23 protein-coding genes and 1 pseudogene are annotated in these 23,576 nt (G+C 68.7%); 21 read left to right on the top strand and 3 right to left on the bottom strand.

Translation table 11 applies throughout. The annotated features are described in order from the left end of the window. Nucleotides 1–18 precede the first annotated feature (18 nt). Genes VFU06_04190 through VFU06_04175 form a run of 4 tightly spaced genes read left to right on the top strand, consistent with a single transcriptional unit; the run spans nucleotide 19 to nucleotide 3,329 of the window. On the top strand, nucleotides 19–252 hold the full coding sequence (locus tag VFU06_04190; GenBank protein ID HEU5208591.1) for a YtxH domain-containing protein: 234 nt from the start codon (nucleotides 19–21) through the stop codon (nucleotides 250–252). Nucleotides 253–256: 4 nt separating this feature from the next. After that, nucleotides 257–1,795, top strand: a complete 1,539-nt coding sequence (locus tag VFU06_04185; GenBank protein HEU5208590.1) for a trehalose-6-phosphate synthase — start codon at nucleotides 257–259, stop codon at nucleotides 1,793–1,795. Then, the gene (locus VFU06_04180; protein HEU5208589.1) at nucleotides 1,792–3,123 is read left to right on the top strand and encodes a thymidine phosphorylase; all 1,332 of its coding nucleotides are present in this window, start codon (nucleotides 1,792–1,794) and stop codon (nucleotides 3,121–3,123) included. The genes VFU06_04185 and VFU06_04180 overlap by 4 nt, the downstream gene beginning before the upstream one ends. After that, complete coding sequence (locus VFU06_04175; GenBank protein ID HEU5208588.1) at nucleotides 3,120–3,329, top strand: DUF3343 domain-containing protein; 210 nt, start codon at nucleotides 3,120–3,122, stop codon at nucleotides 3,327–3,329. The genes VFU06_04180 and VFU06_04175 overlap by 4 nt, the downstream gene beginning before the upstream one ends. Before the next feature lie 135 nt (nucleotides 3,330–3,464). On the opposite strand, the gene VFU06_04170 is transcribed toward VFU06_04175, so the two are convergent. The 3 genes from VFU06_04170 to VFU06_04160 form a co-directional block, all read right to left on the bottom strand. Further along, entirely contained in the window at nucleotides 3,465–3,605 is a 141-nt protein-coding gene (locus VFU06_04170) for a hypothetical protein (protein ID HEU5208587.1), read from the bottom strand. Nucleotides 3,606–3,743: 138 nt separating this feature from the next. After that, the gene (locus VFU06_04165; GenBank protein HEU5208586.1) at nucleotides 3,744–5,945 is read right to left on the bottom strand and encodes a PBP1A family penicillin-binding protein; all 2,202 of its coding nucleotides are present in this window, start codon (nucleotides 5,943–5,945) and stop codon (nucleotides 3,744–3,746) included. Then, nucleotides 5,938–6,753, bottom strand: a complete 816-nt coding sequence (locus VFU06_04160; protein ID HEU5208585.1) for an inositol monophosphatase family protein — start codon at nucleotides 6,751–6,753, stop codon at nucleotides 5,938–5,940. Before VFU06_04160 ends, VFU06_04165 begins: the two co-directional genes overlap by 8 nt. A gap of 136 nt (nucleotides 6,754–6,889) precedes the next feature. On the opposite strand from VFU06_04160, the gene VFU06_04155 reads away from it, so the two are divergent. From VFU06_04155 to VFU06_04075, 17 genes and pseudogenes are all read left to right on the top strand, one after another. Further along, nucleotides 6,890–7,156 (top strand): hypothetical protein, encoded by a 267-nt coding sequence (locus tag VFU06_04155; protein HEU5208584.1) that lies wholly within the window; start codon nucleotides 6,890–6,892, stop codon nucleotides 7,154–7,156. Between the two features lie 2 nt (nucleotides 7,157–7,158). Beyond that, nucleotides 7,159–8,058 (top strand): 4-hydroxy-tetrahydrodipicolinate synthase, encoded by a 900-nt coding sequence (dapA, locus tag VFU06_04150; GenBank protein HEU5208583.1) that lies wholly within the window; start codon nucleotides 7,159–7,161, stop codon nucleotides 8,056–8,058. Beyond that, entirely contained in the window at nucleotides 8,055–8,849 is a 795-nt protein-coding gene (gene dapB, locus VFU06_04145; protein HEU5208582.1) for a 4-hydroxy-tetrahydrodipicolinate reductase, read from the top strand. Before dapA ends, dapB begins: the two co-directional genes overlap by 4 nt. A 90-nt stretch (nucleotides 8,850–8,939) precedes the next feature. Further along, nucleotides 8,940–9,653 (top strand): 2,3,4,5-tetrahydropyridine-2,6-dicarboxylate N-acetyltransferase, encoded by a 714-nt coding sequence (dapD, locus tag VFU06_04140; GenBank protein HEU5208581.1) that lies wholly within the window; start codon nucleotides 8,940–8,942, stop codon nucleotides 9,651–9,653. Between the two features lies 1 nt (nucleotide 9,654). Then, nucleotides 9,655–10,335 carry an MgtC/SapB family protein gene (locus VFU06_04135; protein ID HEU5208580.1) on the top strand — a complete coding sequence of 227 codons (681 nt, stop codon included), beginning with the start codon at nucleotides 9,655–9,657 and terminating at the stop codon, nucleotides 10,333–10,335. 99 nt (nucleotides 10,336–10,434) lie between these two features. Further along, nucleotides 10,435–12,843 carry an ABC transporter permease gene (locus VFU06_04130; GenBank protein ID HEU5208579.1) on the top strand — a complete coding sequence of 803 codons (2,409 nt, stop codon included), beginning with the start codon at nucleotides 10,435–10,437 and terminating at the stop codon, nucleotides 12,841–12,843. 190 nt (nucleotides 12,844–13,033) lie between these two features. Further along, nucleotides 13,034–14,098: a PilT/PilU family type 4a pilus ATPase gene (locus tag VFU06_04125; protein HEU5208578.1), complete on the top strand. Its 1,065-nt coding sequence runs from the start codon at nucleotides 13,034–13,036 to the stop codon at nucleotides 14,096–14,098. After that, nucleotides 14,091–15,005: a dihydrodipicolinate synthase family protein gene (locus VFU06_04120; protein HEU5208577.1), complete on the top strand. Its 915-nt coding sequence runs from the start codon at nucleotides 14,091–14,093 to the stop codon at nucleotides 15,003–15,005. The genes VFU06_04125 and VFU06_04120 overlap by 8 nt, the downstream gene beginning before the upstream one ends. Nucleotides 15,006–15,142: 137 nt before the next feature. Continuing rightward, complete coding sequence (locus VFU06_04115) at nucleotides 15,143–16,333, top strand: M28 family peptidase (protein ID HEU5208576.1); 1,191 nt, start codon at nucleotides 15,143–15,145, stop codon at nucleotides 16,331–16,333. A 141-nt stretch (nucleotides 16,334–16,474) separates the two neighbouring features. Beyond that, on the top strand, nucleotides 16,475–17,755 hold the full coding sequence (locus tag VFU06_04110; protein HEU5208575.1) for an adenylosuccinate synthase: 1,281 nt from the start codon (nucleotides 16,475–16,477) through the stop codon (nucleotides 17,753–17,755). Nucleotides 17,756–18,012: 257 nt separating this feature from the next. Next, a complete protein-coding gene (locus tag VFU06_04105) occupies nucleotides 18,013–18,672 on the top strand; it encodes a cyclase family protein (GenBank protein ID HEU5208574.1) in 660 nt (219 codons plus the stop codon). A 320-nt stretch (nucleotides 18,673–18,992) separates the two neighbouring features. Beyond that, nucleotides 18,993–20,345, top strand: a complete 1,353-nt coding sequence (gene ffh, locus VFU06_04100) for a signal recognition particle protein (GenBank protein ID HEU5208573.1) — start codon at nucleotides 18,993–18,995, stop codon at nucleotides 20,343–20,345. 41 nt (nucleotides 20,346–20,386) lie between these two features. Then, nucleotides 20,387–20,623, top strand: a pseudogene (gene rpsP, locus VFU06_04095) (30S ribosomal protein S16). A 233-nt stretch (nucleotides 20,624–20,856) separates the two neighbouring features. Next, entirely contained in the window at nucleotides 20,857–21,411 is a 555-nt protein-coding gene (gene rimM / locus VFU06_04090; protein HEU5208572.1) for a ribosome maturation factor RimM, read from the top strand. A gap of 189 nt (nucleotides 21,412–21,600) precedes the next feature. Next, nucleotides 21,601–22,305: a tRNA (guanosine(37)-N1)-methyltransferase TrmD gene (gene trmD, locus VFU06_04085; GenBank protein HEU5208571.1), complete on the top strand. Its 705-nt coding sequence runs from the start codon at nucleotides 21,601–21,603 to the stop codon at nucleotides 22,303–22,305. 166 nt (nucleotides 22,306–22,471) lie between these two features. After that, complete coding sequence (gene rplS / locus VFU06_04080; GenBank protein ID HEU5208570.1) at nucleotides 22,472–22,822, top strand: 50S ribosomal protein L19; 351 nt, start codon at nucleotides 22,472–22,474, stop codon at nucleotides 22,820–22,822. 12 nt (nucleotides 22,823–22,834) lie between these two features. Further along, the gene (locus VFU06_04075) at nucleotides 22,835–23,530 is read left to right on the top strand and encodes a ribonuclease HII (GenBank protein ID HEU5208569.1); all 696 of its coding nucleotides are present in this window, start codon (nucleotides 22,835–22,837) and stop codon (nucleotides 23,528–23,530) included. Nucleotides 23,531–23,576: the final 46 nt, after the last annotated feature.

Raw genomic sequence — 23,576 nt, 5'->3', positions numbered from 1 at the left:
GAAAAAACGGAGCGCGGCATGTACTACGAGGACGAGAACGGGGCCCTGAACTTCATTGCAGGGATGATGATCGGCGCGGTCATCGGTGCGACCGTCGCACTGCTGGCGGCACCGAACACGGGCAAGAAGACGCGGCGCCGCCTGATGAAGGCGATGTCCGGCGCAGTCGATTCGGCAACGGATCGCTTTGACGATCTGAGCGGCGACGTCCGCTCGGCCGTCCACGCGGGACGGCGCCGTATCCGGCTGTAGCACGGTGGAGGGGGAGGGGCGGAGAACGCTTGGAGCGGCCGACCTCGGGCCCGCGCTGCGCCGGGCGTTCCCGGATCAGCGCTTCGTCGTCGTAAGCAATCGCGAGCCATACGAGCACGTCTTCGAGGACGGTGCCCACGAGATTGGCGTGCGGCGCCCGGCCGGCGGGCTCGTTGCGGCGCTGGATCCGCTGCTCCAGGCTTCCGGCGGTACGTGGATCGCCTGGGGGAGCGGCGAAGCGGACCCGGAGGTCGTCGACGAGCAGGGACGCGTCCGTGTCCCGCCGGAGGACCCGAGCTATACCCTGCGTCGCCTGTGGCTGAACGAGCAGGACCTCGACCACTACTATTACGGCTACGCCAACCAGTTTCTCTGGCCGCTCTGCCATCTGCGCCCCGCGCTGACCCGCACCCGCTACCGGTACTGGCAGCGCTACGACGCGGTGAACCGCCGCTTCGCGGACGCGGTACTGGAAGAGACCGCGGGCGACCAGGCCGCGGTCTGGTTCCAGGACTACCATCTCGTCACTGCACCCGCGTACGTGCGGGCGGCGCGGCCCGACCTGAAGCTCTCGCACTTCTGGCACATCCCGTTTCCGCCGCTGGAAGTCTTCCGCATCGCCACGCAGGGGCGTGCGCTGCTCGAGGGTCTGCTCGCCAACGACCTGCTCGGATTCCACCTGCCGCTGTTCTGCGACAACTTCCTGCGCAGTGTCGAGTCGGTGCTCGAAATCGAGGTCGACTGGGAGCACCGTGCGGTGAAGCGGGAGGATCACACCTGCTACGTGCGGTCGTTCCCGATCTCGATCGATATCGAGCAGTACCGCGACCACGCCCGCAAGGTCTCCGACATCCGCTGGGACCGGATGAAGCGCCGCTACGTGCCGGATGGCGGGATGATGGGGATCGGCGTCGATCGCGTCGACTACTCCAAGGGCCTCGAGGAAAAGCTGAAGACGCTCGACCTGCTCTGGCAGTTCTATCCGGAACTGCGTGAGCGTTTCACGTTCGTGCAGATTGCGGTCGAGAGCCGGACGGGCATCGAAGCCTACGACTGGTTGAACGAGAAGATCGAACGGCTCGTCTGGGGCATCAATGACCGCTACGGCACCGATCGCTGGCGACCGGTGCACCTCGTCAAGGAATCGCTGCCGGTGGAGCGACTCGCCGCGTTCTATCGCATGGCGGACGTCTGCATCGTCAGCTCGCTGCAGGACGGGATGAACCTGGTCGCCAAGGAGTTCATCGCCTGCCAGGTAGACGAGCCCGGCGGTGTGCTCGTGCTCTCCAAGTTCGCCGGCGCGGCAGAGGAGCTGGACGGGGCCGTCGAGGTGAATCCGTTCGACCCCGAGGACTTCGCGCACAGGCTGCACGGCGCGCTGACCATGTCAGCGGAGGAGCGCGGCGAGCGGCTGCAGCGGCTGCAGAACTCGCTGCGCAGCATCTTCGACTGGATGGCGGAGATCTTCGACGTCTGGGGCCGGGTCTCACGCGGTGAGCCCGCGCCACTCTCGGAGGCCGATCGCTGGAAGCGTACACGATGAGCCCCATCCCCCCGCACAGCGTGACACCGTACGAGGTGATCCGCCGCAAGCGCGATGGCGGTGAGCTCGACAGTGCCGAGCTGCGCGCGTTCCTCGAGGGATACGCCCGGGGCAGCGTCGAGGAGTACCAGATGGCCGCCTTCCTGATGGCGGTCTTTTTCGTCGGCATGTCCGACGCGGAGCTGGCGACACTGGTCGACGTAATGCTGCGCTCCGGCGTGGTCGTCGATCTTTCCGGCGTATCCGGCACCAGGGTCGACAAGCACTCGACGGGTGGTGTCGGCGACAAGGTCTCGCTCGTGCTTGCGCCGCTCGTGGCGTCGCTGGGTGTGCCGGTCCCGATGATGAGCGGCCGCGGTCTCGGACATACCGGTGGGACGGTCGACAAGCTCGAGACGATCCCCGGGTTCCGGCTCGAACTGGGGCTCGACGAGTATCGCGCGCAGATGGAGCGGCTGGGGTGCGCGCTGATCGCCGCATCACCGGAGATCGCACCGCTGGACAGGCGCCTCTACGCGCTGCGCGACGTGACCGGCACGATCGAGTCGATCCCGCTCATTGCGTCCAGCATCATGAGCAAGAAGCTGGCAGAGGGAATCGACGCGCTCGTACTCGACATCAAGGTCGGCAGCGGCGCGTTCATGAGCGACCAGGTGCGCGCACGCCAGCTCGCGCAGACGATGATCGCGATCGGGCGCGCGCACGACACGATCGTCGTCGCGCGGCTCACTGCCATGGACCGGCCGCTCGGCCACGCGATCGGAAATGCGCTGGAAGTCGAGGAAGCCGTCGCCGCACTGCGCGGCGGCGGCCCGCCCGATCTCCGTGACGTGACGGTCGCGCTCGCCGCCGAAATGCTCGTGCTGGGCGGTCGCGCAACAGGCCTGGAGGATGGCGCCGCGCAGGCGGGCGCCGCGCTCGATGATGGGCGGGCCCTGGACAGGATGCGCATGGTCATCGAGGCACAGGGTGGCAATCCCGCCGTTCTCGACGACCCCGCGATCCTGCCGCAGGCAGACGTGCAGCACGTGCTGGAAGCGGCGCGCGCGGGGCGCATCCTCTCGATGGACACGCGCGCGATCGGCGCCGCCGCCGTCGCGCTGGGCGCCGGCCGCGCAACGCTGGGCGCCCGCATCGACCCCTCCGCAGGGTTCCACCTGACCGTCAAGCCCGGTGACTGCGTCCAGCGCGGCCAGCCGATCGCGACCATTCACGCCCGTACCAGCGAGCTGGCAGAGCAGGCGGCCGCGCGGCTGCAGGCGGCCATCGAAATCGGTCAAGGCGAGGCGGCACCGCTTCCCCTTGTTGGCGAGCGGATCACCGGATGAAGCTGCTCGTCTTCGACACCACCCACCATGCGCTCTGGGCGGAGGAAATCGCGCGCGACAAGGGCCTGGGCGTCGACGTCGTGCCAGCACCGGCCGACGCGGACGCCAAGTGCGACCTGGCGCTGGCATTCCTCGAAGAAGACGAGCTGGAGCTCATCGCGTCGCTCGACGCTGCCGGTGTGCCGTTCCGGCTGCATGTCCGCTGATTCTTTTCTACCACTGAGAACACCGAGAACACAGAGTTTTTTCACCGCTGAGGCGCGGAGGGCGCTGAGGCTTTTTTATAGTGGGCTCATGGTGATGAAGTTCAGTGTCCGCATTGCAGACTTTCTCGTTTGACGTCAAGGCGGATTGATGCGATCGAACGCGCGCTCCGGTGCATTCACCGGCATTGCATCGAATCCCACTCGCGGTGTGTTTACAAAAAGAAAGCATGCGGTGGCGGCGCGCTGAAGGATCGCCGCGAACAGCAACAGCATCACGCTGTGTCCACAGTGGCCGCTGTGACCTCTGTGCGAAAAAGCTCTGCGTCCTCTGCGTGCTCCGTGGTTGGAAATACGAACGCTGCCCACCGAAATGACCGATGAGGCAGCGCCCGAACGACCAGACCAGCAACGAGCTCACTCCAGCGGCGGTGGCGGCCAACCCGAGGGCACCGATGCCGCAGCCGTATCGCCGCTCATCGTGTCCTGCGACGGCAGCGGCGGGAACCCGCGGATCGGTGCACCGAAGAGCCCCGCGGGCTCGCAGGCTTCCGTCGGTTCAGTGCCGGGGATGTAGTACTCCACGTACGCGTTGGCTTCGCACCACTCGTTGGCGAGCTTGCCGGTCCGGCTGTCGACGCGGCGGGTCGTGATCGCCGAGGGCATCGGCCAGGCGCCCGGGATCTCGAACTGCCTGGTGTCGCCGTAGTACATCGCGCGCATGAACTGTCCCCAGACCGGCGCGCCGTAGCCGCCGCCGGTCGCGTTCGCGAGGATGCGCTTGCGACGATCGAAGCCGAACCAGTTTACGGCGACCAGGTCGGGCGTGAACCCCGCGAACCAGATGTCGGCGTTCTCGTTGGTCGTGCCGGTCTTGCCCCCGGCAGGCACCTCGTAGGGCAGGTTGCCGAGCTGCGGGTTGCGTGCGTTGTAGCCGGTCCCGTTGTCGACGACCGTGCGCAGCATGTCGCGCAGGATCGCGGTGGCCAGCGAATCCACAACCAGTTCTGGTGAAGGACGACGCGGCTCCCAGAGAACGCGGCCGTCCGCGTCCGTCACGCGTTCGATCGCCCAGCTCGGCACGCGGATCCCGCCGTTGGCGATGGTCGCGTACGCTTCGGCAAGCTGCAGCGGCACGACGCCGGCTGCGCCGATCGCCGTGGAGGGGTAGGGCGGGATCTCCGTGCGGATTCCCATTCGTCGCGCGGCCTGCGCCACGGTCTCGACGCCGATCTCCTGGCCGAGCTGCACCGCGATCGTATTCACTGAGTACTTGAGCGCATCACGCAGCGTGAGCGGGCCGCGGAAGTCGGGGTCGTAGTTCGAGGGGGAGTACGTCGACCCGTCGGGCATGTCGATCATGAGCGGGGCATCGTACATCACGTGCGACGCGGGGATCCCGCTCTCGAGCGCGGCGAGGTAGACGAATGGCTTGAACGTCGAGCCCGGCTGCCGGACTGCCTGCGTCGCGCGATTGAAGCGCGAGTCGCCGAAGTCACGACCGCCGATCAGTGCGCGGATCGCGCCGGTCTGCGGCTCGAGGGCGATGAACGCCCCCTGGATGTACTGCGTTTCGGAGCCCTCCGTGCCGCCCTCGGCCATGACGGCCTCGAACTTCGGCCCGCGTGCGCCCGCGGCCTCGAGGCGTGCCCAGCCGGCCTCCATGGTTTCGCGGGCGACACGCTGGATATCGAGATCGAGCGTTGTGTGCACGCGCAGCCCGCCGGAGTACAGCCGGGGGCCGAACCGGTCGTCGAGGACGTCGCGCACCCATTCGACGAAGTACGGCGCGTTCACACCGACGACCGTGCCCTTCCGCTCCGTGGGCAGCGGCTCCTGCTTCCACTTCTCCGCGTCCGCCTCGCTCAGGTAGCCCTGGTTCGCCATCAGCGAGAGCACGAGGTTGCGCCGGCTCTGCGCGCGCTCCGGGTTGCGCAGCGGGTTGTAGTATGCGGGCCGGTTCACGATCGCGGCGAGCAGTGCGGCCTCGGCCGGATTGATCTGCGTGGCGGGCTTGCCGAAGTAGTTCTGCGATGCCGTTTCGATGCCGCGCCAGCCGTGGTCGTAGTTGACCTGGTTCATGTAGGCTTCGAGGATCTGGTCCTTGCTGTAGACCTCCTCGAGCTCCATCGAGACGCGGGCTTCCTTCAGCTTGCGCGTGTAGGCACGCTCGAAGCCGATCTGCTCCTCGAACATGTTGCGCGCGAGCTGCTGCGTGATCGTGCTGCCGCCGCCGCGGCCCGTGATGGCCGCGCGGGCAATGCCGCGCAGGTCGAGCGCGCCGTGCTGGTAGAACCGCTTGTCCTCGACGGCAATGAACGCCTGCGGCACGTGCTCCGGGAGATCCTCGATGTCGACGGGTGTGCGTCGCTCCTGGAACAGCTCGTCGATCAGCTCGCCATCGCGATCGAAGATCTTGGTCGACTGTTTCGGCTCCCAGGCATAGATCTCCGCGATGGAGGGGCAGTCGCGGCAGACGTAGTTCCAGGCGCCGAACGCGACGCCCGCACCGAGGGAGGTGAGCGCGAGCGCGGTGATCGCCAGGCTGGTCAGCAGGCGCGGGTGCGCGCTCATCCAGCTGCGCATCCGCGCGGTCCGGCTGCCGGTACGCTCAGCCATGGACCGGCTCCGGCGCGGAGTGCAGCAGCGCGAGCAGCTCGCGGTGGATCACCGGATTGCCACCGACCACGGCGCCGCGGGCGGTGAGGTCGAGCTCGCCGTCCAGGCTCGTCACGACCGCGCCGGCTTCCCGGGCGATGAGCGCGCCAGCCGCAAAGTCCCAGGGCGCGAGCGAAAGCTCCCAGAAGCCGTCGAACCAGCCGGTCGCGAGGTGGCAGAGATCGAGCGCCGCGGAGCCTGCGCGGCGAACACCGGCCGTGTGCGCGAGCACCTGGCGGAACTGCGTCGTATACTCGTCCATCCGTTCCAGCACCTTGAATGGGAAGCCCGTCCCGATCAGCGCACGCGAGAGGGATGCGATCTCCGAGACCCAGATGCGGCGGTCGTTGTGAAAGGCGCCGCCGCCCGCGGTCGCGTACCACCGGTCCTGCGTCGCGGTTCCATGCACCATGCCTGCGAGCAGGCGGTTGCGCTCCGCAAACGCGATCGACACGGCGTACATCGGGTAGCCGTGCAGGAAGTTCGTCGTGCCGTCCAGCGGATCGACGATCCACAGGTGCTCGGCGTGCCGGGCCGCTGCCGCGTCGTCTTCGCTGGCGCCTTCTTCCGCGAGAATCGCGTGACCCGGGTAGTGCGACCGGATGACGCGTATCACGGCGTCCTCGGCCTCGCGATCCACGTGTGTGACAAAGTCCGCAACGCCCTTTTCCGACCAGGCATCGACGCTCACCCTGCCGGCATGCCGGCGATGCACCGCCGCCGCCGCCTCGGCCGCCTCGCGCGCTACCGCGAGCAGCGATTCCGCCATGAACCCTCGACTGTTTGGCATCTCACCATGACGGCGCCTAATTTATGCGTCCGCGCCCCGGCGCGCACAGCGGGCGTGCCGGCAGCATTCTTGCCGTCTCCGGGGGCAGCGATTCCACCGGAAACGAGAGGTGCCAATGGCCGGGAGCGAACGGCACGCGAAAGAGGTGCTGGTACAGGTCTGCATCGAATGCGGCACCGAGTACCTGATCGAGGAGGGCGAGCCGGAGCGCACGGAGCCGTGCACCAAGTGCGGCAACGAGGTCTACCGCTCGTTCCACTCGGTGGCCGGCAGCGACGAAGTGGTCGACGACTTCAATGACAGCACCGGGCGTGACACCGATGCGGACGATGGGCCGACCGACGTGACGCGCGGCGATCTCCACGACCTCGAGCGACTCTGACCATGGCGGACCCGCGGTTCACCGGTTCGGGCGTTGCTCTCGTCACGCCGTTCGATGATCGCGGCGTCAACGAGGCGACGCTGCGTGCGCTCGTCCGGTTCCACCATGCGGAAGGCACCGACGCGCTGATCGTGTGCGGCTCGACGGGCGAGGCGGCGACGATGAGCCCCGATGAGCAGCGGCGCGCGACGGAGATCGTGCTGGACGAGAACCGCGGCCGGCTGCCGGTGATCGTCGGCTGTGGCGGCAGTGACACGGCGGCCGTGGCTCGACTCGCGATCCAGGCTCGCCAGGCGGGAGCCGACGCCCTGCTGCTCAGTGCGCCACCCTACAACAAGCCGCCCCAGGCCGGGCTGATCGCACACTTCCGCCACGTGATCGATGCGGCCGACCTGCCCGCCGTGATCTACAACGTCCCCGGTCGCACATCGGTCAACATCCTGCCGGCCACGCTCGCCTCGCTCGCTGAGGACGAGCGCGTCATCGCGGTGAAGGAAGCGAGTGGCGATATCAGCCAGATCGCGGAGGTCGCGCGGCTCGTCGGGCACCGGATCGCGCTGTGGAGCGGAAACGACGACCAGATCGTGCCGCTGCTCGCGCTCGGCGGCACCGGCGTGATCAGTGTGCTCGCGAACGTCGCACCGCGGGCCACCAGCCGCATGGTCAAGGCGTGGCTCGACGGCAACCACGACGAGGCGCGCACACTGCAGCTGCAGTACCTGCCGCTGGTCCGCGCACTGTTCGCCGAGCCGAACCCCATCCCCGTGAAGGCTGCGGTGGCTTGGCTCGGCTTCGACGTCGGCCCGTTGCGGCTGCCGCTCGTCGAGACCGATTCCGCTCACCGCTCGGCGCTGCTCGCGGCACTGGAGGACGTCGGCATCGAGCCGGTCGCGGTGCCATGACGCGTGTGGTCGTGTGCGGGATCGGCGGGCGGATGGGGCAGACGCTGGTGCGGCTCGCGCGCGACGCCGAGGACATCACTATCATCGCCGGCATCGACCGGCACGTCGCCAGCGGGGAGGCGGCCCGGGCACTCGGCGTGGAACGCGTGGTCGCGATGGAGGAGGCCGGTGGCGTCATCGGCAAGGCGGACGTCGTGCTCGACTTCTCCTCACCACCGGCCACGCACACGCTCGTCACCGACCATGCGAAGGCGCTCGCGGAGCGCGCCCTCGCCGTCGGCACGACGGGCCTCGCCCCGGAAACGCTCCAGGCGCTGGACCGGCTCGCGCTCGAGTCCGCCGTGCTCGTCGCGGCGAATTTCAGTGTGGGTGTGAACCTGCTGCTGGGACTGGTCGAGCAGGCTGCGCGAGTGCTCGGCGCCGACGCGTACGATGCGGAGATCGTCGAGACGCACCACGCGCGCAAGATCGACGCACCGAGCGGCACTGCTCTTTCGCTTGCCGCGGCCATTGCGCGCGGGCGCGGTGTCGAGCTGGCGGAGGTGCGACGCGACGGACGCAGCGGTGAGACCGGCGAGCGTCCCAGTGGCGAGGTCGGGATCCACGCGCTGCGGGGCGGTGCGGTGGCAGGCGAGCACCGCGTGCATTTCCTGGGTGCGCGTGAGCGACTCGAGCTGGCGCACCAGGCCGAGGACCGCGCGCTGTTCGCAGAGGGCGCCCTGGTCGCGGCGCGCTGGCTGACCGGCCGCTCCACCGGGCGCTACACCATGAAGGACGTGCTGGGCATGTGAAGCATGCGACGTCCTGCCGCCGCGTTCTGCGCGCCAGGCAGGCGCCCGCTCTGCATCCTGCCACAACTCGACATCCGGGGAGACCGCTGAATGGATTACCAGGAGATCCGCGACCTGATTGCGAACGCGCGCAAGCGGACGCCGGTCACGTGTTACGTGCGGCACGAGGGCGAGCTGGACGCGGACGGCAAGGCCGACCTGCAGGCGTACCCGACCGGTGCGGGCACCACGATCCTGATCGGCGAGTGGGACGCGGTGCAGCAGGTGCTGCGGTCGGCCGGGGACCGGGTGAAGCACCATCACCTGGACAACGACCGGCGCAACTCGGCGATCCCGCTGCTGGATCTCAGGCAGGTCAATGCACGCATCGAGCCCGGCGCGGTGATCCGTGAGAAGGTGGACATCGGCGAGCACGTGATCGTGATGATGGGTGCCGTGATCAACATCGGGGCCGTGATCGGGCCCGGCACGATGATCGACATGAACGCCGTCGTCGGCGCGCGCGCCCTGGTCGGCCGGGACTGCCACATCGGTGCGGGCGCCGTGCTTGCCGGGGTGCTCGAGCCGCCCAGCGCGGACCCGGTGGTGATCGAGGACGAGGTGCTGATCGGCGCCAACGCCGTCGTGCTCGAGGGGTGCAGGGTAGGGCGGGGGAGCGTCGTTGCGGCCGGCGCGGTGGTGACGGCGAACGTGCCGGAACTGACGGTCGTTGCGGGGCAGCCGGCCCGTCACATCAAGGACGTGGACGCGCGGACAAAGGACAGGACCGGCCTGCTCAAGGAACTGCGGCGGCTGAACGACTGACATGGAGCTCATCGGCATCGAGGCGCTCGGAACCGGTGCAGTTCTCGGCCGCCTCTTTCTGGCCGCCCTGCTCGGCGGCCTGGTCGGGTTCGAGCGCGAGGCGAGCGGCAAGCCGGCAGGCTTCCGGACCAACCTGCTGATCTGCCTCGGCGCCGCGCTGATCACGGAGATATCCATCGCCGTTGCGCACGACACCGTGCTGGGGGAGCCGACGCGCGCCGATCCCGGGCGCATCGCCGCCCAGATCGTGAGTGGTGTGGGCTTCCTCGGCGCGGGCACGATCATGCAGGCGCGTGGCAGCGTGATCGGCCTGACCACCGCCGCCACCATGTGGGTCGTTGCGGCCATCGGGATGGCGGTGGGGGCGGGCGCCTACGCGATGGCCGGCACGGCGACCGCCATCACACTCCTGGCGCTGCGGGTGCTGCAGCGGCTGGACGACCAGCTGCTGCCGAACCGCTTCGCGGAGCACACGCTGGTCGTGGAAGCGGACGCGGACGCCGACCCCGCGGAGATCGAGAACGCACTGGGCGAGACCGGCGTGGACCTTCGGCTGCTCCAGGTCGAGCGGCGGGGCGAGCGCCGCTTCTTTACTTTCCGCGCGCGCGGCGCGGCCGTTTCCGCTGCGATGCGCACCGCGATCAGCGCGCACCCGCGCATCCTGAAGGTCACGCTGGACTGACGCCCCCCGTTCTGACACCATTCGGCAGGCACCTGCGTCTTACAGACGTATGGCAGGAGCCTGAATCCCTCTCGGAGCCTCGTCCTGATGAGCCCTGGAATGGAATTGAAGCAGGCGGCGCGCTCGCTCGCGCGACGCCCCGGCTTCACGATCGTCGCCGCTCTGACGCTGGCGCTCGGCATCGCGGCGAATGTGGCGATCTTCGCCGTCATCAATGGCGTGCTGCTGCGACCACTGCCGTACCCCGAGTCCGAGCGGATCGTGAGCGTGATGCATCACGCGCCGGGGTTGCAGCTGCCCGACCTGGAGAACTCCCCGGGCACACTCGCGCTCTACCGCCAGCATGCGCGCAGCTTCAGCAGCATCGCAGGCGTGCAGGAGAGCAGTCGCAACCTGACGGGCGGGCTCCTGCCCGTGCGGGTGCAGGTGGCGGAAGTCTCGCCCTCGTGGTTCGACGTGATGCAGGTACAGCCGCTGCGCGGCCGCCGCTTCGTGGAGGCGGACGCGGACACGCTGGCCGCGCCGGTTGCCGTGCTCACGCACGAGGGGTGGCAGGCGCATTTCGGCGGTCGTGAGGGCGTGCTCGGCTCGCTGGTCGAGATCGACGGGACCAGCACCGAGATCATCGGTATCCTGCCGCCCCGGGCGTACACGAACCCGGACATGGCGGCGATCCTCCCCTCGTTCATCGATCCCAACGGGCCGATCGGCCGCTTCGGCATCATCGGCGTTGCCCGGCTCGCGCCCGGAGTCACGCTGGACGCGGCGCGCACGGAGGTCGAACAGCTCCAGGCGCGCATTCCCGAGCAGTCCAACGGCGAAATGACCGCGGAGGTGCTGGAGCGCTTCGGCTGGAGCGTGAGCATGCAGACGCTGCGCGAGCGGATCACGGGCGATATCCGCCCCGCGCTGCTGGTCGTGCTCGGCACCGTGGCGTTCCTGCTGCTCGTCGCGTGCGCGAGCGTCGCCAACCTGTTCCTCGTGCGCGCCGAGTCACGGCAGCGGGAAAGCGGGCTGCGGCTGGCACTCGGCGCATCACGCGCGCGACTGGCCGCATCGTTCCTTTCCGAGAGCATGCTGCTCGGCCTCGGCGGTGGCATCGTCGGCTTGGTCCTCGCCGCGTTCGGGGTGCGGGCCCTGATCGCCGCCGCGCCGGCCGAGCTGCCTCGCATCCAGGAGGTGAGCGTCGATGCGAGCGTGCTGCTGTTCGCGTTGGTGCTGAGCGTCGTCGCGGGGCTGCTGTTCGGGCTGCTGCCACTGCCGCAGCAGCTGCGGGCGCCCTTGCAGCAGCTGGTGCGCGACGGGCGCGGCTCGGCGGGCCGCGACCGGCAGCGCATGCGCAAGACGCTGATCGTTGCGCAGATCGCGCTCGCACTGGTACTGCTCACCGGATCGATGCTCATGCTGCGCAGCTTCGAGCGGCTCCGGAACGTCGATCCGGGAGTGAATCCCGACGGCGTGCTGACGCTCGGCGTGAGTGTCGGCGATGGCGTGGATCGCCTCCAGGCGGCGCAGCTCTATCAGCGGATGACCGCCGAGGCCGCGGCGCTCCCGGGCGTGACATCCGCGGGCGTCGTGAACGCGCTGCCGCTCGACCCCGAGGGCATGAACGGCGGCTCCTTCGAGCTCGAGTCGCGGCCCCGTGCGGAGGACGAGATTCCGCAGGTCGCCTTCTACTCGGCGATCAGCGCAGGGTACTTCGAGGCGATCGGCACCACCCTGCTGCAGGGTCGGTCCATCGAGCGCGCCGACACCGAGGAGCGGCGCTCGGTCGTGTGGGTCAGCGAGAGCTTCGCCCGTGACTTCCTCGACGGCAAGGCGCTCGGTGAGCGGGTCCGTTTCGACTCCGTGTCCGACTGGATGGAAATCGTGGGCGTGGTTCGCGACGTCCGTACCTTCGGACTGCGTGAGCCGATCCGGCCCATGGTGTACGTGCCGATGACCGAGCCGATCGGCACGATGCAGGTCGCATCCATGACACTCGTGCTGCGCACGACCGGCGATCCTGCTGCCCTCGCACCCGCAGCGCGCGCGGCCGTCCAGCGGGCGGAGCCGAATGTGCCGATCACGACCGCGCGCACGATGGCCGCCGTGATCCGCGAGTCGATGGCCGATACTGCGTTCACGACGACCATCCTGATGATCGCCGCCGTCGTGGCACTGCTGCTCGGCGCAATCGGGCTCTATGGTGTGATCGGCTACGTGGTCACACAGCGGACCCAGGAGATCGGTGTCCGCATCGCGATCGGCGCGCGGCCGGAACAGGTCCGCACCATGGTGCTTCGCGAAGGCCTGGTCCTCGCCCTGATCGGGATCGTCATCGGCACGGCGGCCGCCGCCGCCCTGACGCGCGGCCTGGAGAGGGTGCTCTACGAGGTGAACCGCCTCGATCCGCTCACCTTTGTCGTGGTCCCGCTCGTGCTGCTCCTCACCAGCGCGCTCGCCGCCTGGGTCCCGGCGCGGCGGGCGGCCGCGATTGCGCCGCTGGAGGCACTGCGCAGCGAGTAATGTGAAGCGCGTCTCACCCGGGTGGCCCGCCCTGCATACGGCAGGGCGGCCACGGCGGGTGGTCCGCCCCTGCCTCCCCGCTTATCTTTCCCGTCGCTGCCGGCACGCGTCGGCACTCCCCGAACGAACCACGGCCGAGACCGGCCCGGCTCCTGGCCCGGGCCCCGGCCCCGTGCCCAGGCCCGAATACATGATCGAAATCTTCAAGGCCGCGATCCAGCGGGGCGCCTCCGACATCCACATGAAGGCGGGCGACTTCATCCGTGCGCGCATCAGCGGGGAGCTGGTGCCGCTCACGCAGCAGCGCCTGACGCCGGAACAGGTCGAGCAGATCTGCAAGCAGCTCATCCCGCACGAGCGTGACCGCCAGCAGCTCGAGACGATGACCGACTACGACTGCTCGTGGGGTGCGCCCGGTATCGGCCGGTTCCGCGTCAACATCCTGCGGCAGCGAGGCACGCTCATGATCGTCATGCGCGTGATCCCGATCGAGGTGCCTACGTTCGATCAGCTGCGACTGCCGCGCGTGCTCGCCGGCATCGCGCACGCCGAGCGCGGCATGGTGCTGGTCACGGGTGTGACGGGCTCCGGCAAGAGCAGCACGCTCGCTGCGATGATCAACTACATCAACCAGAACAAGCGCAAGCACATTCTCACGCTCGAGAACCCGATCGAGTTCCTGCACCGTGACGTGCACAGCTCCATCACGCAGCGCGACGTCGGCCAGGACACGGAGTCGTTCGAGTCGGGGCTGCGCGCCGCACTGCGCGAGGACCCGGACGTCATCCTGATCGGTGAGATGCGTGACACCACGACGATCGACACGGCGATGAAGGCGGCAGAGACGGGGCACCTCGTGTTCTCGACGCTGCACACGACCAACGCCGTGCAGACGATCTCACGCGTCATTGCGGTGTTCCCGCCGCACGAGCAGGAGATGGTGCGGGTGCGGCTCGCCGAGAACCTGGTCGCGGTCGTCAGCCAGCGGCTGCTTCCGCGCAAGGACGGCCAGGGGCGGGTCGTTGCAGTGGAGGTCATGGTCGTGACCGCCACGATCCGTGATGCGATCCTCGATCCCGAGAAGGTCGCCGAGATCTACGACCTCATGGCCGAGGGACGCGAGCAGTACGGATCCCAGACGTTCGACCAGCACCTGATGGATTTGGTCTCGCAGGACCTGGTCGCGTTCGAGGTCGCCAAGGCGGCCGCGAACAACCCGTCGGACTTCGAGCTCAAGGTGAGGACCCTTGCCTGACCCGTCGATCGCGGACCGGCTGCGCGGAGTGTTCGCGCCGGTCACCACACCTTTCGACAGCGTGACCGGCGACATCGCGCCGATTCCCTGGCGCGAGAACCTGCGCCGCTGGTGCGAGCAGCCGCTCGACGGGCTGGTGTTGTTCGGCTCGACCGGCGAGGGCGCACTGCTGGACGAGGACGAGAAAGTGCGCCTCACGGCGTTTGCACGCGACGTCGTTCCGGCCGGCATCCCGCTCGTCGTCGGGGCCAGCGCGGAGTCGACGCGCGCAACGGTCCGCGAAGCGAAGCGGATGGCCGAGGCCGGTGCCGACGTCATTCTCACGCATCCGCCGGCCTACTTCGGACCGTACCTCGCACCGGCCGCCATGCGCGACTACTACCTGGCCGTCGCTGACGGGTCGCCGGTGCCGATGCTCATCTATCACATGCCGAAGTACACGAAGGTCACGCTGGACGCCGGGCTCGTCGGCGAGCTGACGCGCCACCCCAACATCGTCGGCCTGAAGGACTCGTCCGGCGACATCAAGCGCTTCGCCGAATACACAGACGCCTGCGAGAAGAGCTGCTGTCTGTTCGTCGGCAACGGGACGCTGCTCTACACCGCCCTCGAGCTGGGCGCCGCTGGCGGGATCCTGGCCGTCGCCGACTTCGCGCCCGCGCTCGCGGCGGAGGTGGTGCGCCGGTTCCGTGCGGGAGACACGCAGGGTGCCGGCCGCGCGCAGGAACAGCTCACGCCACTGCACAGGGAGATCGTCGCGTCGTTCGGTGCGGTCGGTGTGAAGACCGCGCTCGATCAACTCGGATGGACCGGCGGTGCACCGCGCCCACCGCTGCACGCCCTCGGTCCGAAGGACCGGCAGAAGGTGACTGCTGCACTGAGCGGAGCGGGGCTGAGCGCGGCGTGAGCTGATCGCGCGCCGCCGCCGGCTCGCTCCATGCCGGCACCCGTCGGCAGCCAGAGCCGGCGTGCGCGCGGAACAGGGGTTGCAGAAGCGGGGGCGGGCGCCGGCAGCCGGCCGGCCGGTCACGCGCAGACGAGCACATGGAACCCCGGACGACAGACGTACCCGCGCAGGTTCGCGGCTTCCCTGGTCAGACACCGTTCGATGCCGGCGCAGTGATCCGCGCCCTTTCGCGGCCGCGCATGACCGGCGGCCCGGGTGCGGACGCCGTTGAGGCGGACCTGCGCGCGCGCTTCGAGGCCCTCGGCTTCCAGGTGCGTGACCTGCCCTTCCACTTCTCGATGATGGCCGGCCGGTTCACCGTTTCCAACATCGCGGCGGTCTACACACTCGGCGTGTTCGTCGCGATGCTGCTGCTCATCAGCGGCATGCCGGCCGGTGCATTCGCGACGCTCGTGCTTACGGTCGCACTCATGCTGGCAGGAGTCGGCTACATGCGCCGCAACGGCCTGGAGGACCTGCCGTGGGGGCGCAGCGAGGCGACCAACCTGTGGATCCAGCGACCGGGCGCGCGGCCCCGCTACGTGTTCATGGCCCACCGCGACAGCAAGTCGCAGTTCCTGCCCCTCTCGTTCCGCGGTCCCGTCATCGTCATCGGCATCCTCGCATTCCTCGCGCTCGCCGTGCTCGCGTTCCTTTCGCTCGCGCAGTACGTCGGCAACGGGCCCGTGCTGTTCACCGGGCTCGTCGCGTTCGTGTGCGGGCTGCTGCTGGTGGTCTCCTGGGCGGCCGACTACTCGCCCGGCGCGCTCGACAACGCGAGTGGCCTGGCAACACTGCTCGGCATTGCTGCGCGCGAAAAAGAGGCAGACGACGTCGCGTTCCTGATCACGGACGCGGAGGAGCTGGGGCTCGCCGGCGCACGCGCGATTGCGCCACGCCTGCCGCCCGTATTCGGCGTCATCAATGTCGACGGCATCGACGACGAGGGACGCTTCATCATTGCCGAGCGCTTCGGTTGGCCGCGGCCGTCCGGCCTCGCACCGCACCTGGCGGCCGCGATCCTCGGTGCCGCGTCGTCGCTCGGGCTCGACGCGCAGCGCCGGGACGTGCCGTTCGGCATCATGCTCGACCACATGCCTATCGTGAAGGCCGGTACGCCGGCGCTCAGCGTGCTGCGCGGCACCCTCGGCTCGCTGCACCGCATCCATCGGCCCGCCGACTCGCCCGAGCACCTCAACGGAGCAGGTGTCATGCAGTGTGTCGATCTGCTGTGTGGCGCGCTGGGGCACCTGCGTGCGCGCGAGGCGGAAGCGCGCCCGGCCGGATGACAGGCCTCCGGGCGGCTACTGTCCCCGGCGCGGGGTGGCGGCCACTCGTCCGCAGTCCTAGACTAGACCCGAAAAAGTGACTTCATCGACCCGCTCCCGTGCTGCTGCGCGCGGAGCGGGCTTGCACGTTCAGGAGCGGGAATGACGGAACGCTGCCGCGTCGTCGTGGGCGCACAGTGGGGCGACGAGGGGAAGGGCAAGATCGTGGACGTGCTCGCCGCGCATGTCTCGGTGATCGCGCGCTACCAGGGCGGCGCGAACGCGGGTCATACGGTTCATGTCGGCGACGACGAGTTCGTGCTGCACCAGATCCCCTCCGGCATCCTGTACGACGACACGCGCTGCCTGCTCGGCAACGGCGTCGTGTTCGACATCGAGCAGTTCTTCCAGGAGCTGGATGCACTGCACGAGCGCGGCATCCACGCCGAAGCGCAGATCGGCATCAGCGGGCGTGCGCACCTGCTGCTCGAGCATCACAAGGCGCTCGACCGGGCGCACGAGCAGAAGCGCGGCGAGGCGAAGATCGGGACGACAGGAAAGGGCATCGGCCCCGCCTACGAGGACAAGATCGCGCGCGCCGGCGTGCGCGCGGCGGACCTCATGGACGCGGACCGGGCCCGGCGCCTGATCATTGCGGCTGCCGAGCGCGCCAACGAGAAGCTGCGCGCGATGGGCGCCGAGCCGGTGGATCCCGCCGCGGTTGCCGAGCGCACGCTCACGATGCGCGAGCGCATCCTGCCGCTGCTCACTGACACCGGCCTCGAGATCGAACAGGCCCTGCGGCGCGGCGAGCGCGTGCTGCTCGAGGGTGCACAGGGCGCCATGCTCGACGTCGATCACGGCACCTACCCCTACGTCACGTCGTCGTCCACAACGGCCGGCGGCGCTGCAACCGGCGTCGGGATCGGGCCGACGCGCATCGACTCCGTGCTCGGTGTCGTGAAGGCGTACACGACCCGCGTCGGTTCCGGGCCGCTCCCCACGGAGCTGACGGATGAGCTGGGCGAACGGCTGCGCGAGATCGGCGGGGAGTATGGCGCTACGACCGGCCGGCCACGCCGCTGCGGCTGGTTCGACGCCGTCGTCGTGCGCTACGCGGCTCTCGTGAACGGCCTGACCGGCCTCGCCCTCACGAAGCTGGACGTGCTCGACGGCTTCGACGAGATCCGCATCTGCACGGGGTACCGGGCGGACGGCAAGGAGTACGAGCATTTTCCCTACGACTTCGGCGTGCTCGACCGCGTGGAGCCGATCTACGAGACGTTCCAGGGCTGGAAGAGCAGCACGTCCGACGCACGCACGATTGCCGATCTCCCGCCGCGGGCGCTCGAGTACGTTCACCGGCTCGAGGAATTGACCGGCGTTCCGGTGGCGTTCGTGTCGGTGGGGACGCGCCGCGAGCAGATCATCGCGGTGAGCTAGGCTACGACTGCTAACGGAAAACAGCATTTACCGCAGAGAGCGCCGAGGGCGCGGAGAACGACGCTGAGGGTTTGGGCTGGACGGCTGGATTGTCGCCGGTCTTCGTTTCAGTCATGACAATGACGTGCTGCAGACGCGCGATTTCCGTCAAGGGAAATCAGTTATCGACGCTGCAGCACAATTGCGGCGTTGGGCGCCGCAGGTTCGCTGTTGTCCTCTGCGCCCTTCGCGCCTCCGCGGTGAAACAAAGGCCTGCCATGCGCCGATACATCGACCTGAGCCATACCATCGAGGCCGGCATGCTCACGTATCCCGGCCTGCCGGCACCCGTGATCGTGGATCACCTGAGCCGCTCGGCCTCGCACGCGCATTATGCGCCCGGCACGGAGTTCCAGATCGGCCGCATCGAGATGGTCGGCAACACGGGTACCTACATCGACAGCCCGTTCCACCGGTTCGAGACGGGGCGCGACATCGCTGCACTGGACCTGACCGGACTGGCGGAGGTGCCAGGAATCGTCGTGAGAGCGGAGGGACGCGGCCGGATTCTGGATGCAGACGTGTTCGAGAACGTGGAAGTGCGCGGCCACGCGGTCCTCGTGCACACGGGCTGGGCACGCCACTGGCGAACGCCCTCCTACTTCGAGGGGCACCCCTTCATGACGGAGCGGGCAGCCGAGGCGCTCCTGGACGCGGGCGCCGCACTGGTCGGCATCGATTCCCTCAACATCGACGACACAGCGGACGGCCGCCGACCGGTCCACACGGTCCTGCTCGGCGCAGGCGTTCCCATCGTCGAGCACCTGCGCGGCCTCGAAGCCTTGCCGGACAAAGGCTTCCGCTTCTCGGCCGTGCCGGCGCCGGTCCGAGGAATGGGCAGCTTCCCGGTGCGGGCGTTCGCTTCGATGCAGGGGTAGGGGAAGAGATTTCTACCACGGAGAGCACTGAGGCCACAGAGAACGACGCTGAGGTCACCTCGATCTTTCATCCTGGGTCGGTCCTGTTGTTCGAGCTGAACGACGCGCTGCCCGCACGACCGGCCGGGATCCCATCACAATTCTCAGGACCGTCGGCGCTTCGAATCCGCGCGGCTCGAAACGCCCTGACGGACCGGCCTCAGCGACCTCGGCGCTCTCTGTGGTGAATAAAAAGACCCGTGCCCCAGCCTTGAGCAACCCCGGAAAACAGGCTAGAATACCGGGCTCGGATCCAATTTGCCCGGCGCAGTAGAGTTGTGATGTTCGAGGAACTTTCGGAAAAACTGGATGGCGTACTCGGCCGGTTCCGGCAGCGCGGGCTGCTGACCGAGCCGATGATCCGTGAGGGGCTGCGCGAGGTCCGTCGCGTGCTGCTCGAGGCGGACGTCAATTTCCAGCTTGCCAGGGAGTTCCTCGCCAGAGTCGAGGAGCGGGCGACCGGCGAGCAGGTGCTCAAGTCGGTGCAGCCGGGGCAGCAGATCGTCAAGATCGTCCATGACGAGCTGATCTCGCTGCTGGGCGAGCGGCCGGAGGGGATCAAGGTCGCGCCGGTGGGCCCGACCGTGATCCTACTGGCGGGCCTGCAGGGCTCCGGCAAGACGACGACGGCGGCGAAGCTGGCCAGGCGGCTGAAGCGCGAGGGGCGCGAGCCGATGATGGCCGCACTGGACGTGCAGCGCCCTGCGGCGATCGACCAGCTCGAGACGCTCGGCAGTCAGGTCAACGTGCCGGTCTACTCCGACCGCGCGGAAAAGGACGTCGGCAGGCTTGCCAGGGCGGCGCTGGAGGCGGCGACGCGCGGGCGCCATCGCGCGCTGATCCTGGACACGGCGGGTCGTCTGCAGATCGACGACGCGCTCATGCAGGAGCTGCGGCGCGTCCGCGACGCGACGAACCCGACGGAAGTGCTGCTCGTCGTCGACGCGATGATCGGTCAGGAAGCGGTGCGCGTGGCGGAGGGCTTCCACGAGAACGTGCCGCTCACGGGCGTCATCCTGACCAAGATGGACGGTGACGCGCGGGGCGGTGCCGCACTGAGCGTGCGCGGCGTCACCGGCGTGCCGATCAAGTTCGTCGGTGTGGGCGAGCGGCCCGATGGACTGGAGGTGTTCGATCCGTCGCGCATGGCGGGGCGGATCCTCCAGCAGGGCGACGTCGTCGGGCTGGTCGAGAAGGCGCAGGAAGCCTTTGACGTCGAGCAGACGCAGAAGCTCGAGAAGAAGGTCGCCAAAGAAGGCAAGTTCGATCTCGAGGATTTCCTCGTGATGATGGGGCAGCTCCAGAAGATGGGGCCGCTCGAGGGCCTGCTGAAGATGATTCCTGGTGTGAACACCAAGGCGTTGAAGCAGGCGAAGGTCGACCCGAAGCAGGTCAAGCACATCGAGGCCATCGTGCTCTCGATGACGCCGCAGGAGCGGAAGAAGCCGCAGATCATCAACGGCTCCCGGCGTAAGCGGATCGCAGCGGGCTCGGGTCGTACGGTTCAGGAGGTGAACCGGCTGCTCGATCAGTTCAAGCAGATGCAGAAACTGATGAAGCAGTTGAAGGGGATGGGGATGGGCAAGCTGATGGGCGGGATGCGTGGAATGCCGCGCATGCCCGGCATGTTCTGACGCGGCGCTGACGCGGCGCTGCAAGCGAGGTTCGAGCAAACATGGCCGTAACGATCCGTCTCCGGCGCATTGGCCGGAAGAAGCAGCCGAGCTACCGCGTGGTGGTCACCGACAGCGCCAAGCCGCGCGGCGGTGAGTACCTCGACACGATCGGCTTCTACAACCCGCGCCAGCGTCCCGCGGAGCTGCGTCTCGACCTGGACAAGGTCGACACGTGGATCGGCAAGGGTGCCGGCATGAGCGACACGGTCGCTTCGCTGGTCAAGAAGGCACGCCGCGGCGGCGACGACAAGGTCGCGCTGCGCCCGCTCTCGGGCGAGCACGAGCGCCCGAAGGTGGACGTGCACGAGCCGGAGGCTGCGCCCAGGAAGGGTCGCAAGCAGGCGGCTGCAGCTGCACCGGCCGCGGGTGAGGCGGTCGAGCCGCAGACGACGGTGGCCGAGGCCGCCGAGACCTTCGATCCCGGCACGCCGCGCGGCGCCGCCGGCGAAGCGGACGCCGAGGTCTGAGCTTGGCGGCGGACGCGGGTCGCTCCCTGCCGGAGCACCTGGTCGTCGGCCATCTCGCAAAGGCGCACGGCACAAAGGGCGAGCTGTTCGTCTGGCCGCTCACCGATGCGCCCGAGGACGTATTTCTCGAGGGGATGGAGCTCGTCCTGGGTGACGAGGACGGCGCACTGGACAGCGCGGCGGACCCGCTGGTCGTAGAGCAGAGCCGGCCGTTCAAGCGCGGTGAGCTGGTCAAGTTCGAGGGCGTCGACGACCGGAACGCAGCCGAGCTGCTCACCGGTCGCTACGTCCTCGCCGCGCGTGAGGCGCTCGCGCCGCTCGAGGAAGACGAGGTCTACTACCACGAGCTGCTGGGGCTGACGGTCGTTACGGAGGGCGGGACCCAGGTGGGTACCGTCCGCGAGGTCTACGAGATGGAACCCTCGGACATGCTCGAGGTGAAGTCGTCGGACGGGAAGCTGCACCTGGTCCCGTTCTCTGCCCGGATCGTGCGGCAGGTCGACGTCGCCGGGGGACGGATCGTGATCGACCCGCCCCAGGGGCTGCTGGAACTGTAGGCCCGGCGTGTACCGCGCCACCTGCAACCCTGGAGCGGGCGACCGACGCGACGGGCATCCGCGGCGCCCGCTTCGCGACACGGGTTTCGACGCCGGTCGAGTCGCGGCGGCGGGACGTGGCCGTGGAACGCAGCCGTCAGGCTACCAACGTCAGTCAGGCGGGATTCCGGCGCGGGAGGGAGGGTCGTGATGCAGATCAACATCATCACGATCTTTCCCGGCTTCTTCCAGGAGCCGCTCTCGCTGAGCATCCCCGGCAGGGCCCGGGAAAAGGGGCTGGTCACACTCCGGATCGCCGATCTGCGGGACTATACCCATGACCGGCATCGCACGGTCGACGACTACGCATTCGGCGGCGGGCCGGGCATGGTGATGAAGCCCGAGCCGTTCTTCGAGGCGGTCGACGACCTGAAGCCGAAGGGCCCGATCCTGCTGATGAGCGCACGCGGCCGCCGCTTCACGCACGACGACGCGGTGCGGCTCGCGGTCGAGCCGGAGATCACGCTGCTCTGCGGGCACTACAAGGACGTGGACCAGCGGGTGGCCGACCACCTGGCGACCGAGGAGGTCTCGCTCGGGGATTTCGTGCTGAGTGGCGGCGAGGTCGCGGCGCTGGCGGTCGCCGACGCGGTGATCCGGCTGCAGCCGGGCGCCCTGGGAACGCACGAGGCGGCCAGCAGCGATTCGTTTTACGACGAGGCGCTGCTCAGTCCGCCGAGCTTTACGCGGCCCGCATCGTATCGCGGGCTGGAGGTTCCGCCGGTCCTGCTCTCCGGCCATGCAGCGAAGATCGCGGCCTGGCGGCAGGAGACGGCGGAGCGACTGACGCGGGAGCGGCGCCCGGATCTGTGGGCCCGGCACCTGCGGCAACAGGAAGATCCCGCGACGGACTGACGCGCGGGGTCGCGACGTGCTACTTTAAAAGGCTGCGGGTCCGTACGCCGCGGCCGGATGAACCGGACCGCGGCCGTGAGTGCGCGCGGGCCCGATGACGTTTACAGAGAACGGACCCTGGCCCCTCCTGGCGAGGTGAGCGGAGGGCGAACAGAAGGGGGCGACCATGGATGTGATGCAGGAAGTCACCAGGCAGCAGATGCGCGATGATCTGCCCGCGTTCAACCCGGGCGACACGATCCGCGTGAACGTGCGTGTGCGCGAGGGTGACAAGGAGCGCCTCCAGGCGTTCGAGGGCGTCTGCATCGCCCGCAAGGGTGGCGGTGTCAGCGAGACGTTCACCGTGCGCAAGATCTCGGGCGGAATCGGTGTCGAGCGTGTGTTCCCGCTCCACTCGCCCTCGGTCGAGTCGATCAAGCTGGTGCGCCAGGGCCGTGTGCGTCGCGCGAAGCTGTACTACCTGCGTGCGCTGCGCGGCAAGAAGGCGCGCATCCGCGAGAAGACCCAGCAGGGCTGAGCCGGTTTCGCCGTGCCCGCAGCCCGGGGCCCACGGCGGAAGCCGCGAGCGAAGACCGCGGCAGGTCGCAAGCGCGCGGAGACCTGGCGGCTGAAGAAGCTGCTGGAAGTCGAGAGCGCGCTGTGGGACGACGGCTTCGAGTACATCGCGGGGGTCGACGAGGCGGGCCGCGGCCCGCTCGCGGGGCCGGTCATGGCCGCGGCGGTGATCATGCCGCGTGGCGTTACGATCCGCGGCGTCGACGATTGCAAGCGCCTGACGGCTGAAGCGCGCGAGCGCCTTTTCCTGGAGATCCGGGAGAAGGCGCTTTGCTATGGGGTCGGTGCTGCGAGCCCCCGCGAGATCGACCGCATCAACATCCTCCGGGCGAGCCATCTCGCGATGCGCCGCGCCCTCGCGCGCCTGCGCGTACCTCCCCAGCACATTCTGGTCGACGGGCTGCCCATCCCGGAGCTGGGATCCAACCACACGGCCATTGTCGATGGTGACGCGAAGGTGCACGCGATCGCGTGCGCGTCCGTGCTCGCCAAGGTCGTGCGGGATCGCGTGATGTCGCTGCTGGCGGGCCGGTATCCCGGTTATGGCTGGGATTCGAACGTCGGGTATGCGACGCTGCAGCATCGCTGCGCGATCGTGGAGCTCGGCCTGACGCCGCACCATCGGCGCTCGTTCGAGTGGAATACGCAGATTGTGATGGAGCTCGAATAGGGAAGGGCGGGCCGGCGGGGCCGGCGGGGCCGGCGGGGCCGGCGGG

Source organism: Longimicrobiales bacterium, assembly GCA_035764935.1.
Lineage (GTDB): Bacteria > Gemmatimonadota > Gemmatimonadetes > Longimicrobiales > RSA9 > DASTYK01.
Note: the sequence above shows the minus strand (reverse complement) of the source record. Positions and strands in the feature narration are given on the sequence as shown.